General features: G+C 64.6%; 6 protein-coding genes. 4 read left to right on the forward strand and 2 right to left on the reverse strand.

The window, feature by feature from the left end:
- The first annotated feature begins 27 nt into the window (after positions 1–27).
- Entirely contained in the window at positions 28–8,709 is an 8,682-nt protein-coding gene (locus tag GTP23_RS15645; protein WP_161035996.1) for a GH36-type glycosyl hydrolase domain-containing protein, read from the forward strand.
- Here the strand turns inward: GTP23_RS15645 and GTP23_RS15650 are convergent.
- Positions 8,698–9,273 carry a TMEM165/GDT1 family protein gene (locus GTP23_RS15650; protein WP_155436688.1) on the reverse strand — a complete coding sequence of 192 codons (576 nt, stop codon included), beginning with the start codon at positions 9,271–9,273 and terminating at the stop codon, positions 8,698–8,700. The genes GTP23_RS15645 and GTP23_RS15650 overlap by 12 nt on opposite strands.
- A gap of 85 nt (positions 9,274–9,358) precedes the next feature.
- On the opposite strand from GTP23_RS15650, the gene GTP23_RS15655 reads away from it, so the two are divergent.
- Together GTP23_RS15655 and GTP23_RS15660 are read left to right on the forward strand one after the other, a co-directional pair.
- Positions 9,359–11,215: a M1 family metallopeptidase gene (locus GTP23_RS15655; RefSeq protein WP_161035997.1), complete on the forward strand. Its 1,857-nt coding sequence runs from the start codon at positions 9,359–9,361 to the stop codon at positions 11,213–11,215.
- Positions 11,215–12,840 carry a serine hydrolase gene (locus GTP23_RS15660; RefSeq protein ID WP_161035998.1) on the forward strand — a complete coding sequence of 542 codons (1,626 nt, stop codon included), beginning with the start codon at positions 11,215–11,217 and terminating at the stop codon, positions 12,838–12,840. Before GTP23_RS15655 ends, GTP23_RS15660 begins: the two co-directional genes overlap by 1 nt.
- Position 12,841: 1 nt before the next feature.
- Here the strand turns inward: GTP23_RS15660 and GTP23_RS15665 are convergent, their stop codons facing one another.
- A complete protein-coding gene (locus GTP23_RS15665) occupies positions 12,842–14,578 on the reverse strand; it encodes a GGDEF domain-containing protein (RefSeq protein ID WP_161035999.1) in 1,737 nt (578 codons plus the stop codon).
- Positions 14,579–14,897: 319 nt separating this feature from the next.
- Between GTP23_RS15665 and panD the strand changes: the two genes are divergently transcribed.
- Positions 14,898–15,257: an aspartate 1-decarboxylase gene (panD, locus tag GTP23_RS15670; protein ID WP_155436685.1), complete on the forward strand. Its 360-nt coding sequence runs from the start codon at positions 14,898–14,900 to the stop codon at positions 15,255–15,257.
- Positions 15,258–15,350: the final 93 nt, after the last annotated feature.

A 15,350-nucleotide genomic window follows, 5' to 3' on the forward strand; every position in this document is an offset into this window, starting at 1 on the left:
AAAAGCCTTGCGAAGGCGGGAGTGCCTATGTTTGTCCCTCTGTTTTTGCCACTGATTGCTGCCCGCACGGTGTCCCGCGAAGACGAGACTGCCGATCTTCCCTTGCGCGCAGAATTGTTCAGCGCCGTGCAGATGGCTGTGCATGGCAAGACGCTGGCCAGCCACCATCGCCTCAGCACGCAGGGCGGCGCCGACCGTTTGCTGGTGCGGCTGGCGCAGAACGCCAGCGTGATCGATGCCACCTGCGGCGAACTGACGGCCGCCGTCAAGCAGGGGCGCCAGATCACGCCCGCTTCCGAATGGCTGCTCGATAATTTCTACCTGATCGAAGAGCAGATCCGTATCGCCCGCCGCCACCTGCCGCGCAACTACAGCCGCCAGCTGCCCCGCCTCGACGGCGATGCCCTGCCGGCCTGCCCGCGCGTCTACCGCATCGCGCTGGAAATCATCGCCCATGGCGATGGCCGGGTTGATCCCGAATCGCTGTGCCGCTTCGTGGCGGCGTATCAGGAAGTGGCCAGCCTGCAGCTGGGCGAGCTGTGGGCCATCCCCATCATGCTGCGGCTGGCACTGATCGAAAACCTGCGCCGCGTGGCCGTGCGGGTGGCCGATAACCGGCGCCAGCGCGATCTGGCCAACCACTGGGCCGACCAGATGACACAGGTGGCCGAGAGCAATCCCAGCAGCCTGATATTGCTGGTGGCCGACATGGCCCGTTCCAATCCGCCCATTACCAGCGCCTTCGTGGCCGAACTGGCGCGCCGCCTGCAGGGCCAGAGTCCGGCCCTGACGCTGGCGCTGTCGTGGATTACCCACCGGCTGGCCGAAGCCGGGCAGACCATAGAGCAGCAGATTCAGGCGGAAATCCAGCAGCAGGCAGCGGAACAGGTATCGATCGCCAACAGTATCGGCAGCCTGCGCTTCCTCGGCACCATGGACTGGCAGGAGTTTGTCGAAACCATGAGCGTGGTGGAGCAGACCCTGCGTCAGGACCCGGCCGGCGTGTATGCGCAGATGGCCTTCGCCACGCGCGACCTGTACCGCCATGCGATCGAAAAGATCGCCCGCCGCAGCGCCTACACGGAAGGCGAAGTGGCGCAGCACGCGCTGCAGCTGGCGCAAGCCCGTGGCAGTGAAGAGCGCTATGGCCATGTCGGCTACTACCTGATAGGCGCGGGCGTGGCCCAGCTGGAACGCCAGTGCCGCATGCGCCGTCCGTGGCTGGAAGTACTGCAGCAGACGGCGCGCAGCGCACCGCTGACCACCTATCTGGGCGCCATCGCCGCGCTGGCGCTGGTGGCCACGGCATGGCTGGTGCGGCAGGCGGCCTCGCATGGCGTGTTACTACCGTGGCTGCTGCTGACCGCCGTGCTGGCCCTGCTGGCCAGCGGCCAGCTGGCGCTGGCGCTGGTCAACTGGCTGGCCACGCTACTGACCCAGCCCCACCCCTTGCCGCGCATGGCACTGCCGCAGGGCGTGCCGGCCGATGCGCGCACGCTGGTGGTGGTGCCGGCGCTGCTGTACAGCAGCGAGAATGTGGCGCAGCTGTGCGAGCAGCTGGAAGTGCACTTCCTCGCCAACCGCGACCGTCATCTGCAATTCTGTCTGCTGACGGATCTGACGGATGCCGACAGCGCCATCCTGTCTGCCGATGCCGCCCTGATCGAACAGGCGCAGCACAGCATCGCCCTGCTCAACCGGCAATACGGGGCGCGCATGGAAGACGAGCTGCCGCTACCGTTCCTGCTGCTGCACCGGCCGCGCCTGTGGAATGCGCAGGAAGGCGTCTGGATGGGCTATGAGCGCAAGCGCGGCAAGCTGCAGGACCTGAACCGCCTGCTGTGCGGGGCTGGCGCGGCGGCATTCAGCGTGGTGGAGGGCGATATCAGCCGGCTGGCCGAAGTGCGTTATGTGATCACGCTCGATAGCGATACCCGCTTGCCGCGCGAAGCAGCGCAGCAGATGATCGCCACCATGCTGCACCCGCTGAATCAGCCACGGGTGGATCAGCGCCTGCAGCGCGTGGTGGAAGGCTACGGCATCCTGCAGCCGCGCATCGCCGTCAGCGTGCCGGGCGAGCAGGCCTCGCTGTACGAAAAGCTGTGCGGCGGCGAGCCCGGTATCGACCCCTACACGCGCACCGTGTCGGACGTGTATCAGGATGTGTTCTACGAAGGCTCGTTCATCGGCAAAGGCATCTACGATGTGGGCGTATTCCGTCAGGTGCTGGACGGCCGCCTGCCGGAAAACCGCATCCTCAGTCACGACCTGCTGGAAGGCTGCTATCTGCGCGCCGGCCTGCTCAGCGATGTGCAGCTGTACGAAGCCTATCCTTCCCGCTATAGCGACGATGTGCAGCGGCGCCAGCGCTGGATACGGGGCGACTGGCAGATCGCCGCATGGCTGGGCCACCGCGTGCCGCTGCCGGAACGCCAGCGCGAGCGTAATCCCCTGTCGCTGCTATCGCGCTGGAAGCTGTTCGACAATCTGCGCCGCAGCGTGACGGCGCCGGCCCTGCTGGGCCTATTGCTGCTGGCATGGCTGGTGCTGCCACGGCCGTGGCTGTGGACTGCGGCCGTGCTGGCCGTGCTGTTTGTGACGCCCCTGCTCGGTGGCCTGTACGATCTGGCACGGCGCCCGCGCGATACGCTGTGGCGCCAGCATGTGCGGGCCAGCCTGCGGCGCAGCAGCCTGCAGTTTGCCCATGCCTTGCTGATGCTGGTGTTCCTGCCCTATGAAGCGTGGTTCAGTCTGGACGCGATCGCGCGCAGCTACTGGCGCCTGCTGGTTTCGCATCAGCGCCTGCTTGAATGGCGTGCTTCCACGCTGGCGGCGCAGGCCAGCGGCAATAGCTGGCGCAGCATGTGGCCCGCGTCCGCACTGGGCGGACTGGCGCTGCTGGCTATCCTGCTGTGGCAGCCGGCCAGCCTGTGGCCGGCCTTGCTGTTCGTGCCGCTCTGGCTGCTGGCACCGGCGCTGGCCAACCGCATCAGCCAGCCCATCGCCCGCAAGAGCGTCACGCTGTCGGCCGAGCAGCTGCTATTCCTGGGCACACTGGCGCGCCGCACCTGGGCCTATTTCGAGCGCTTCGTGGGGCCGGAAGATAACTGGCTGCCGCCCGATAATATGCAGGAGCATCCCGTGCAGGTGGTGGCCCATCGCACTTCGCCCACCAATATCGGCATGGCCCTGCTGGCCAACCTCAGTGCCAGCGATTTCGGCTATCTGACCGTGGGGCAGCTGATCGAACGTACCGCCAACACGCTCAACACGCTGGAGCGCATGGAGCGCTATCAGGGCCATTTCTACAACTGGTACGACACCCGCAGCCTGCAGCCGCTGCTGCCCATGTATGTGTCGACCGTGGATAGCGGCAATCTGGCCGGCCATCTGCTGACGCTGCAGGCGGGGCTTAGCGGACTGGCGGCACAGCCCGTGCTGGGCGCGCGGCAGGTGGAAGGGCTGGTGACCACGGCTACGCTGCTGCAGCAGGCATGGCGCGAGCAGTACGGGTCTATGGCGGGCGAACTGGGTATCGTGCTGCAGGAAGCACCTGACGGCACGGATGGCGCGCAGCTGCGCCACTGGCTATTACGCCTGCAGCAGTTGCTGGGCGGGCTGGACCCGCAGGCGGCGCTGCATGGCGAAACCCTGCTGTGGCATACGGCCCTGCTGCAGCAATGCCGCGCGGCGCTGGCGGAACTGGCGCTGCTGATGCCGTGGCTGGTGCTGCCGCCCGAAGCTCTGCCCGATAGCGCGCTGCTGCGCATCCCCAGCTTGCGCGAACTGGCCGCGCTGCACGACAGCGTGAACGGTGTGCAGCAAAGCGCGCTGGCCCCGGCCGAACGCGAACGCCAGCTGCAACTGGCGCTGCTATGCGCAGAAGCCGCGCAGGCCGCGCAGCAGCGCATCCATGCGCTGGAAGGGCTGTCGCAGCGCTGCGCCGCTTTCGCGCGGATGGAATACGGCTTCCTGTACAACAGCACCACCCATCTGCTGGCGATAGGCTACAACGTCAGCGAACGCCGGCTCGATAGCAGCTATTACGACCTGCTGGCTTCGGAAGTGCGGCTGGCCAGCTTCGTCGCCATTGCCCAGGGCCAGCTGCCGCAGGAGCACTGGTTTGCACTGGGCCGCCAGCTATGCATCGTGGCCGGCCAGCCCGTGCTGCTGTCGTGGAGCGGCTCGATGTTCGAATACCTGATGCCGCTGCTGGTCATGCCCAGCTATCCCGATACGCTGCTGGACCAGACTTACCGCGCCGTGATCGCCGCCCAGATCGAGTATGGCCGGCGCCGCAACGTCCCGTGGGGGATTTCGGAATCGGGCTACAACATGGTTGATGCCAGCCTGAATTACCAGTACCGCGCCTTCGGCGTGCCGGGGCTGGGCCTCAAGCGGGGGCTGGGCGATGATCTGGTGGTGGCGCCGTATGCCAGCATGCTGGGGCTGATGGTGCAGCCGGAGGCAGCGTGCAGCAATCTGCAGAAAATGGCTGCGCTGGGTTATCTGGGCCGCTACGGTTTCTACGAAGCGGTGGATTTCACGGCAGCGCGCCTGCCGCGCGGGCAGACGGCGGCCGTGATCCGTTCCTTCATGGTGCACCATCAGGGCATGGGCCTGCTTGCGCTGGCCTACCTGCTGCACCAGCGCCCCATGCAGCGCCGTTTCGAATCCGACCCGCTGCTGCAATCGACCCTGCTGGTACTGCAGGAACGCAGCCCGCAGCTGGGCGCGTTCTATTCCAACACCACCGAGCAGGCAGCGCTACGCAGCAATGTCGTCGAGCAGAGTATGCCGATGCGCATACTGGGCCAGCCCAGTACGGCCGTGCCGGAAACCCAGCTGCTGTCGAACGGGCGCTATCACGTGATGGTGACCAATGCAGGCGGCAGCTATAGCCGCTGGAAGGATATGGCGGTGACGCGCTGGCGCGAAGACAGCACGCGCGACCACTGGGGCAATTTCTGCTATGTGCGCGACCTCGATGATGGGCGCTACTGGTCCACCACCTATCAGCCCACGCTGGTAGAACCGCGTCGCTACGAAGTGATCTTCTCGGAAGGGCGGGCCGAGTTCCGCCGCAGCGACCGCGGTATCGATCTGTACACGGAAATCGTGGTGTCACCGGAAGACGATATCGAACTGCGCCGCAGCCGTATCACCAACCAGTCGGAGCAGGTGCGCACGCTGGAAATCACCAGCTATGCGGAAGTGGCGCTGGCACCGGCCGCCGCCGATGCTGCCCATCCGGCTTTCAGCAAGCTGTTCGTGCAGAGCGAAATCCTGCATGGCGAGAATGCCATCCTGTGCACGCGCCGCCCGCGCGGCCCGCACGATGCGACACCGTGGCTGCTGCACGCCATGATGGTGCATGATGGCGTGGTCAGCGCCGTCTCCTTCGAGACGGACCGTTCGCGCTTCCTCGGCCGTGGCCGCAGCGCGCTCGATCCGGCCGCCATGGCGGAAGGCAGTACGCTGGGCGGCGCCGAAGGCTCGGTGCTCGATCCCGTGGTGGCGATACGCCAGACCATTACCCTGCAGCCCGACCAGACCGTGATCGTCGATATCGTCACCGGCATGTGCGAACAGCGCGAAGCGGCGCTGCACCTGATCGACAAGTATCAGGACCGCCATCTGGCCGACCGCGTGTTCGAACTGGCGTGGACCCATAGCCAGGTGGTGCTGCGCCAGCTCAATGCCAGCGAAGCCGATGCGCAGCTGTATGCGCGGCTGGCCAATGCCGTGATCTATCCCCATGCTTCGCTGCGCGCCGATGCGGCCATCCTGATGCGCAACCAGCGCGGCCAGTCCGGCCTGTGGGCATATGCGATTTCGGGCGATCTGCCCATCGTGCTGCTGCAGATCCGCGACCCGGCAAATATCGAACTGGCGCGCCAGATGGTGCAGGCGCATGCATACTGGCGTCTGAAAGGGCTGGTGGTGGATCTGGTGATCTGGTACGAGGACCAGAGCGGCTACCGTCAGCTGCTGCACGACCAGATCATGGGCCTGATCGCTTCCGGCATCGATGCGCAGGCCATAGACCGGCCCGGCGGCATCTTCGTGCGGCTGGTGGACCAGATCGCCAACGAAGACCGCATCCTGCTGCAGTCGGTGGCGCGCGCCATCCTGAGCGATCAGCGCGGCACGCTGGCCGAGCAGATCAAACGCTCCATGCCAGCACCGCTGCGCATGCCGCTGCTGCAGCCGGAAGGCAGTACGGCCTATGCCGAGGCGCTGCCGGCCTCTGAAGAAACCGCGCTGCCGCAAGGCCTGCTGCTGGCCAACGGCATGGGCGGCTTCAGCGCCGACGGCCGCGAATACGTGATCGTTTCCGGCGCTGGCGAGCGCACCCCGGCGCCATGGTCGAATGTGCTGGCCAATCCGCAGTTCGGCAGCGTGATCTCGGAAAGCGGGCAGGCCTATAGCTGGCACGAAAATGCCCACGAGTTCCGCCTCACGCCGTGGCATAACGATCCTGTCAGCGACAGTAGCGGCGAAGCCTTCTACATCCGCGACGAGCAGACCGGCCAGTTCTGGTCGCCCACGCCGCTGCCGGCACCGGCAGCAGGGCGCTACGTGACGCGCCACGGCTTCGGCTACAGCAGCTTTGAACACAGCACGGCCGGTATCGCCAGCACGCTGACCACTTTCGTGGCCATCGATGCGCCTATCCGCTACACGCTGCTGAAAGTGAAAAACCTCTCGGCCGGCAGCCGCCGGCTGTCGCTGGCCGCCTATGTGGAATGGGTGCTCGGCGATATGCGTGCCAAGTCCGGCATGCATCTGCTGACGGAAGTGGATGGCCCCAGTGGCGCGCTGTTCGCGCGCAATCCCTACAACACCGAGTTCACGGGGCGGGTAGCCTTCTTCAACTGCGATGCGGCGCTGCGCAGCCACACGGCCGACCGTAGCGAATTCATAGGCCGCAACGGCACGCTGGCGGCACCGGCCGCGCTGCGCCGCTTGCGCCTGTCCGGCCGGACGGGCGCCGGTCTCGATGCCTGCGCTGCCCTGATGGTGCCGATCGAACTGCTGCCGGGGCAGGAGCGCGAAGTGGTGTTCGTGCTCGGCGTGGCGGGGCGGCGCAATGCCGATGCCAGCACGCTGGTGCAGAAGCACCGCAGTGCCGAAGCGGCATACGAAGCGCTGGCCGCCGTACAGGCCTACTGGCAGGCCACGCTGGGCGCCGTGCATATCCGCACGCCGGAGCCGGAGCTCGATGTGCTGGTCAATGGCTGGCTGATGTACCAGACCATCGCCTGCCGCATGTGGGCGCGCAGCGGCTATTACCAGTCCGGTGGTGCCTTCGGCTTCCGCGACCAGCTGCAGGATGCCATGGCCACCATCCACACCCGTCCTGCACTGCTGCGCGAACAGCTGCTGCTGTGCGCTGCCCACCAGTTCCTCGAAGGCGATGTGCAGCACTGGTGGCATCCGCCGTCCGACCGCGGTGTGCGCACCCACTGTTCGGACGACTACCTGTGGCTACCGCTGGCGGCAGCGCGCTATGTGCAGGCCACGGGTGATCTGGCCGTGCTGGATGAGCTGCAGCCCTATCTGGAAGGGCGCGCTGTCAAGCCGGAAGAAGACTCCTATTACGATTTGCCACTGCGCTCGGCGCAGCAGGGCACGCTGTACGAGCACTGTCAGCGCGCCATCCGCAATGGCTGGCGGCTGGGCGCGCACGACCTGCCCCTGATCGGCTCCTGCGACTGGAACGACGGCATGGACAAGGTGGGCGAGCAGGGCCGCGGCGAGAGTATCTGGCTGGCCTTCTTCCAGTGCGAAGTGCTGCAGCGTTTTGCCGAAGTGGCCGAGCAGCGGCAGGATGCCATCTTTGCCGCCGAGTGCCGCACCCATGCGCGTGCGCTGGCTGCCGCCGTCGAGCAGCATGGCTGGGATGGCGAGTGGTACCGGCGCGCCTATTTCGACGATGGCACGCCGCTGGGCTCTCACCTCAACGAGGAATGCCAGATCGATTCGATTTCGCAGAGCTGGGGCGTGCTGTCCGGTGCGGCCGATGGCGCGCGGGTGCGCACCGCCATGACGCAGGTGAACCAGCGGCTGGTGCGGCGCGAAGATGGCATCATCCAGCTGCTGCAGCCGCCATTCGACAAGGCCGGTCCCAATCCCGGCTATATCCGCGGCTATGTGCCGGGCGTGCGTGAAAATGGCGGCCAGTATACCCATGCCGCCATCTGGACGGCCATGGCTTTTGCCCGGCTGGGCGAAACGGCGCTGGCGTGGGAGCTGGCGCGCATGATCAATCCGTTGCGGCATACGGCCACGCCCGAGGCCATGCAGCGCTACCGGGTCGAACCGTATGTGATTACGGCGGACGTGTATGCGGTGCCACCTCACGTGGGACGCGGCGGCTGGAGCTGGTACACGGGATCATCCGGCTGGATGTACCGCCTGCTGGTGGAGTCGCTGCTGGGAGTGCGGCGCACGGGCCAACTGCTGGAACTGTCGCCGCGCATGCCGCCCGCATGGGAGCATTTCGAACTGAGCTACTGCTATGGCGCGGCGCGCTATGTGATCCGCGTGCAGCGCAGCCAGTCTGACGACTGGCTGCTGGTGCTGGATGGGGAAAGGCTGGCGGGGCTGCAGATCACGCTGGAGGACCAGCCGGTCACGCATACGGTGGACCTGTACGTTCCAGCCTTGCCGTCCTTGCCACCCTTGCCCGTATCAGGCGCCTAGGGTGGCGCCTGCGCCCATCAGCGTAGCCACGCCGAGCAGGGCGAATACCAGTGCCGCAATGCCGTGCACCAGTTTCAGCGAAACGCGGTGGGCGATTTTATCGCCCAGGTACACGGCTGGCACATTGGCCAGCATCATGCCGAAGGTGGTGCCGCACACTACCGCCACCAGACTGTGATAGCGCGCAGCCAGTGCTACCGTCGCCACCTGCGTCTTGTCGCCCATCTCGGCGACGAAGAAGGCGATCAGGGTGGTGAGGAACACGCCGTACTTCGCCAGCGGCATATCTTCTTCATCGATCTTGTCCGGAATTAGCGTCCATACCGCCATGGCGATGAAGGACACGCCCAGCACCCAGCGCAGGATATCGGGCCCCAGCAGGCTGGTAATCCAGCTGCCTATGGCGGCCGCGAACGCGTGGTTGGCGATCGTGGCCACAAAAATCGCCGCCACGATGGGCAGCGGGCGGCGGAATTTGGCGGCCAGACAGAAGGCCAGCAACTGGGTCTTGTCACCGATTTCGGCCAGTGCGACGATGCCGGTGGAAATGAGGAAAGCTTCCATGATGTTCCTGCTTGTAGAGTGGGGCGCATCTTAACATGGGGCTGTGCTATTCTGCTGCGCGCTCCGGTCACTTAGGATGAACCCCATGCAACTCAAGAAAACCCACAAAACCCTTGCGGCGCTGCTGCTGGCCGCCGCTTCCATGTTCCGTCTGGCCCATGCCGATCCGCTCAGTTATGCGCGCTACGATCAGGTGCGCACCAGCGATCTGCATCTGGACCTGAAAGCCGATTTTGCCCGCCACACCCTGTCCGGTTACGCCGAGCTGACCCTGAACTGGCTCGATAAATCGGCCAGTTCGCTGGTGCTCGATACCAGCGAACTGAATATCGCCCGCGTGCAGCTGCTGCATCCGTCCGGCCGCTGGCAGGCCGCCTCCTATATGCTGGATAAGCCCGATGCGGAAAAAGGCCGCGCGCTGCGCATCGCCGTGCCGTTCCAGCCGCAGAAAGTGCGCATCTATTACCGCACGGCGCCTTCGGCCACGGCACTGCAATGGATGTCGCCGCAGCAGACCATGTCCGGCAAGCGCCCCTTCATGTTCAGCCAGTCCGAATCGATCAATGCCCGTTCGTGGGTGCCGCTGCAGGATACGCCGGCCGTGCGCTTTACCTACAGCGCCCGCATCGCTGCGCCGGAAGGCCTGCGCGTGGTGATGAGCGCGGCCAACGACCAGCAGTCGCATGGCGTGGGCGGCTGGAAGTTCAGTATGGCGCAGCCTATCCCTTCCTACCTGCTGGCGATCGCCATCGGCGAAATCGAAGTGCGCAATCTGGGCCCCCGTTCGGCTGTGTATGCAGAACCGGCCCGTATCGACGCGGCGGCCTATGAACTGGCCGATACGGAAAAGATGATCAGCGCAGCCGAAGAGCTGTATGGCCCGTATCGCTGGGAGCGTTACGACATGCTGGTGCTGCCGCCATCCTTCCCCATAGGCGGCATGGAGAACCCGCGCCTGACTTTTGTCACCCCCACCATGATCGCAGGCGACCGTAGTCTGGTCGACCTGATCGCCCATGAACTGGCCCACTCGTGGTCCGGCAATCTGGTGACCAACGCGACGTGGAAGCACTTCTGGCTGAACGAAGGCTTTACCAATTACGTCACCACGCGCGTAGTGGAAAAGTTGTACGGCGAAGAAGTGGCGCAGATGAATCTGCAGGTGGAGCAGGAAGAAGCCATGGCCTCGCTGGCCGCGATCCCGCCCGCCAAACAGGCGCTGGTGACGCGCGATGCCGATACGGCTGCGGCCACCTACACGGATACGGAACTGGTCTATCCCAAAGGTGCATGGCTGCTGCGCACGCTGGAACAGCGCGCCGGACGCAGCGTGTTCGATGCCTTCCTGCGCGGCTGGTTTGACCAGCATGCCTTCCAGTCGGTGCGCACGGAGGACTTTGTCAGCTACCTCAAGACCCATCTGCTGGCGTCCCATCCTGAAGTGATGAGCGCAGCGGAGCTGGACGAGTGGCTGTATGGCGCCGGCATACCGGCCAGTGCACGGCATGAGGCCTCGCCACGGCTGGCCGCGCTCGATACCCAGCGCAGCGCATGGCTGCAGGGCACACTGGCCACCGCCGACCTGCCGGCACAGGGCTGGATTGCGCTCGAATGGATGCACTTCCTGAACGATATCGATGGCAAGGCCACGGCCAGCCAGCTGCAGGAACTGGACCAGCGCTTCGGGCTGGCGAAGAGCGGCAACAATGAAATCGCCTACCGTTTCTACCTGTCGTCGATCAAGGCCGGCTACAACGTGCGCGCACCGCTGCAGGCCTTCCTGCTCAGCGTAGGACGGCAGAAGTTCGTGGTGCCGCTGTACACGGCGCTGCTGAACAATCCGGCCGAACGCGCATGGGCCAAAACCCTGTACGCGCAGGCGCGCCAGCACTATCATCCTGTGACGCAAAGCTCGGTCGATAAACAATTCAAGAAACCATGATGCTGAAATTTACTCCTACTCTGGGCGCCACGCTGGTGCTGCTGGCACTGAGCACGAACGCGCTGGCTACCTCGCCGGTGGCGGTCGCACCTCCTCCTTTGCAGCAGGCTGCGCCGGCACCGGTGCCGGCCTTCGACCTCGAGGCGGATGTGCAGCGCGTGCTGAAGACTTTCGATGTGCCGGGCATGGCGGTGGCCATCGTCAAGGATGGCAAGGTGGTGGCAGCCAATGGCTATGGCGTGCGCAAGCTGGGAGTAGCCACGCCCGTGGACGGCCACACGCTGTTTGAAATCGCCTCCAACTCGAAAGCCTTTACGGCCGCCGCGCTGGCGCAGCTGGTCGATGATGGCAAGCTGGCATGGGATGATCCGGTGACCAGGCATCTGCCGGATTTCCAGATGTACGATTCCTATGTGACGGGCGTGATGACGGTGCGCGATCTGCTGACTCACCGCAGCGGTCTGGGACTGGGTGCGGGCGATCTGCTGTGGTGGCCCACCACCAGTTTCAGCACGGATGAAATCATCGCCCGCCTGCGTTACGTGAAGCCGGCCACCAGCTTCCGCAACAACTACGCCTACGACAATCTGCTTTACATTGTGGCCGGAAAAATCATCGCGCAAAAGGCGGGCAAGCCGTGGGGCGCGGTCGTGCGCGAGCGCATCCTCACCCCGCTGGCCATGCAGGAAACCACCACCAGCGTGGATGCCATGCGCGCGGGCAGCAACTACTCTGCGCCACATAGCAAGATCAACGACAAGATCAGCGTGGTCAAACCCATGCAGGTGGAGAATGCCATCGGCGCAGTCGGCATCAATACCAGTGCCAGTGATATCGCCCGCTGGATGAATATGCTGCTCAACGAGGGCAAGCTGGAAGACGGCAGCCAGATCATCAGCAGCAAACAGATCGGCGAACTGTGGACCGAGCAGACGCCTATGCGCATCCGCACGCCCAAGCCGCCGCTGGCCGCCACCAAGCCTAACTTTGCCGGCTATGGACTGGGCTTCAGCCTGCGCGATTACCGGGGCCGCAAGATCGCCATGCATGGCGGCGCGCTGCAGGGCTTTTATTCGACCGTGCTGATGGTGCCGGAAGAAAAACTCGGCATCGCCATACTGACCAATGCGGAAAACAGCCCGGCCATGGCGGCGCTGTACTGGCGCATACTGGACCAGTATCTGAACGTACCGGCCAGCGACTGGATTACCCTGTATGCGGAACAGGAAGCGGCGGCCCACAAGGAGGAGCTGGAACGTCAGGGCAAGGAGAGCGCTGCACGCGCGGCCAAGTCCACCCCATCGCTGCCGCTGGCAGCCTACGAGGGCGAGTACGAGGATGCGTGGTATGGCAAGGTCAGTATCCGGCGCGAAGGCCGCAAGCAGGTCATGCGCTTTAGCCGCACGCCCGATCTGGAGGGCGAACTGGAACACTTCCAGCACGACACCTTCATCGTGCGCTGGAAAGAGCGCAACTTCAATGCCGATGCCTACGTCAGCTTTGCGCTCAATCCGGATGCCAGCATCGAACGCATGAAGATGGCGCCCGTCTCGACGGAGACGGATTTCAGCTTCGATTTCCGCGATCTGAGTTTTACGCCCGTGGCAGCGCCCAAGGCCAGGTAAATCAGAGCTGGGCTTCGACGCGGTTGCGGCCCTGGCTCTTGGCGCGGTACAGGGCCAGATCGGCCGAGTGGAACAGGTCATCCAGCGCGGCGTGGGGGCCATGGGCCACGGCCACGCCGAAGCTGGCAGTCACGCGCAGGATATAGCCGTCGCTGAGCGTGAGCGGCTCCTGCTCGATCGCCACGCGCAGCCGTTCGGCCAGTGCACGGGCTGCTTCGAGTCCGCAGAAGCTAGGCATGACGACAAATTCCTCGCCGCCGTAGCGTGCCAGGATCTCGCCATCGCGCAGGGTGGAGCGCACCACTTCGGCGATGCGGATCAGCACCTGATCACCGGCATCGTGGCCGTAGCAATCGTTGACGGATTTGAAATGGTCGATGTCGAACAGGATCACGGCCAGCGATTCATCTTTTTCGCGCGCACCGCGCAGGCGCAGATTGCCGGCCGTTGCAAAGGCGCGCCGGTTCAGGATGCCGGTCAGGTAATCGGTGTCGGCGCGGATTTTGAGTTCCTCGATCAGGCGCGCCCGCTCCTGTTCCAGCCGCTGGCGTTCCATGCTGTTTTCGCGCAGGGTGGCCAGCGCACGCAGCATGTCACCAATTTCATCGCGGCGCCGGCTGATGCGCGAGGGCGGGGTGTAGTCGCCGTTGCCGAGGCGGACCACGGCACGGGTAGCGCGCAGCAGAGGCGCGACCACGCGCACCCGCACGATTACCAGCAGGGTCACCAGTACCAGCAGAATGGCGGCACCGTTCAGCATGGCCCAGCTTAGTTCGTGGCGCGCCCGTGCAAACTCGGCCTGCGCCTGATGCTCGGCTTCCTGCAGCAGGGCATCGCGCACTGCCAGTATCGGCGTCATGGTGGGCACATAGCGCTGGGCAAACTGCGCCGTGTCCATGCTGTAGTGGCGCGCCATGCTGTCGCGTGGGCCATTGCTGCTGGCCTGTTCCACTTCGCTGATGATGCGCTGGCCTGCTTCGAAATAGTCGCTATCCATGCGCGCCACGGCCGCCTGGATGTGCACTGCCTGATCGGCGTCGTTATTCGCCATCTTGATCAGCTGGCGTAGCTGTTCCAGCCGGCCGCGCAGGAATTGCAGGCGTTGCTGCTGTGCGCTGCCGAGGGCCTGGGCAGTAGCCAGCGGCGCGGTCAGGGTGGACCCCAGCCGGCCAGCGTATTCGCGCAGTTCCACTGCCAGCCGCGCTTTCACCAGTACCCGTGTAATGCGCGGATAGGCTTGTTCGGAAGCGCGCGTGGCCTCGGTGACGGCGTCGAGGGCCAGCGGCACCAGCGCATACATGCGTTCGACCGCTGCATCAAGCTGGGCCGGCGTGCGGCTGGAAGGAGGCTGGGCCGCCAGCTGGTCGACATTGCGGCGCGCTTCGCGCAAGGCCAGTTCCAGCCCGGCCAGCTGGTGGGCTGGCACGGTGTTGCCGTGGCTGAGTTGCTGCTGCAGCTGGCGCAGGACGGCATTGGTATCGTTGCGGGCAGTACGCAGGCGCTCCTGCTTGGCGGGGGCCGCAGGATGACCATCGCCCATGACGGCATTGCTGGGGCCACGTTCGACCGAGAGCTTCTCCGCCACCCGCATGGAGGCGCTCACCAGCTGCAGCGCCTGCAAGCCCTGCTCGGCAGCCTGATACTGGCGCCATTCAGCCCACAGCGAACGGCCCTGTACGCCACACACGAGCAGCGCCAGGATGGCGCTGATCAGGGTGAATAGTCGGGTGAGTCGCATTGTGGCTTTTCTGAATATTTTTTTGCTAGTTAGCAATATGCCACAAACTGCCCGTTTCGGGTGTAAAACTGCCCGTCAGGGCGCCTGCGGGCGCGCCTGCAGCCACGGCGAGCAGGCCAGTAGAGGCCAAATTAGACGCAATTAGCCTGTTATAGGCTAGCAATAGGAACATGCATAGGTCCCGGGCCAGCAACAAAGCTGAGCCAAAGCGGGCGGCGAAGCGCGGCTAATGGTAGGATGTCGGCCTCACGTTGTCCGGCGCAGCCGTAGACGATGTAAAGCTTGTCAGTTTATTAAATGAAGGATGAAGAAGATGTCTATGCAACGAGTTATGCTGCGCTCCAAGCTGCACCGCGTGACGGTGACCCAGGCCGATCTGCACTACGAAGGTTCCTGCGGTATCGATCAGGATCTGCTGGAAGCGGCCGATATCTGGGTGAACGAGAAGATCGAACTCTACAACGTCAACAATGGTGAACGTTTCTCCACCTATGCGATTCCGGGCCTGCGCGGCACGGGCGAAATTTCGCTCAATGGTGCGGCCGCACGTCGTGCCCAGCTGGGCGACCTGCTGATCATCTGCACCTATGCGCCGATGACGGAAGAGCAGGCCAAGGATTACAAACCGAAGGTCGTGTTCGTCGATGACAAGAACAAGATCAAGGGCATGAAAGCCTAAGCGCAGCATATCTGTCGCTCAATAGCCACGAATAGCCACGGGGCAGGCCACGATTTCTTGTGAAATCGTCGCCTGCCCCGTGCGTTTTCTGCC

The organism is Duganella fentianensis (genome assembly GCF_009857835.1).
In the GTDB taxonomy this organism is placed as follows: Bacteria; Pseudomonadota; Gammaproteobacteria; order Burkholderiales; family Burkholderiaceae_D; genus Rugamonas; species Rugamonas fentianensis.

Bases quoted from the DNA above. Each gene is read 5' to 3' on its own strand.
- GTP23_RS15650 (WP_155436688.1), bottom strand. From the start codon at position 9,273: ATGGAAGCTTTCCTCATTTCCACCGGCATCGTCGCACTGGCCGAAATC.
- GTP23_RS15665 (WP_161035999.1), bottom strand. From the start codon at position 14,578: ATGCGACTCACCCGACTATTCACCCTGATCAGCGCCATCCTGGCGCTG.
- GTP23_RS15655 (WP_161035997.1), top strand. From the start codon at position 9,359: ATGCAACTCAAGAAAACCCACAAAACCCTTGCGGCGCTGCTGCTGGCC.
- GTP23_RS15645 (WP_161035996.1), top strand. From the start codon at position 28: ATGTTTGTCCCTCTGTTTTTGCCACTGATTGCTGCCCGCACGGTGTCC.
- GTP23_RS15660 (WP_161035998.1), top strand. From the start codon at position 11,215: ATGCTGAAATTTACTCCTACTCTGGGCGCCACGCTGGTGCTGCTGGCA.
- panD (WP_155436685.1), top strand. From the start codon at position 14,898: ATGCAACGAGTTATGCTGCGCTCCAAGCTGCACCGCGTGACGGTGACC.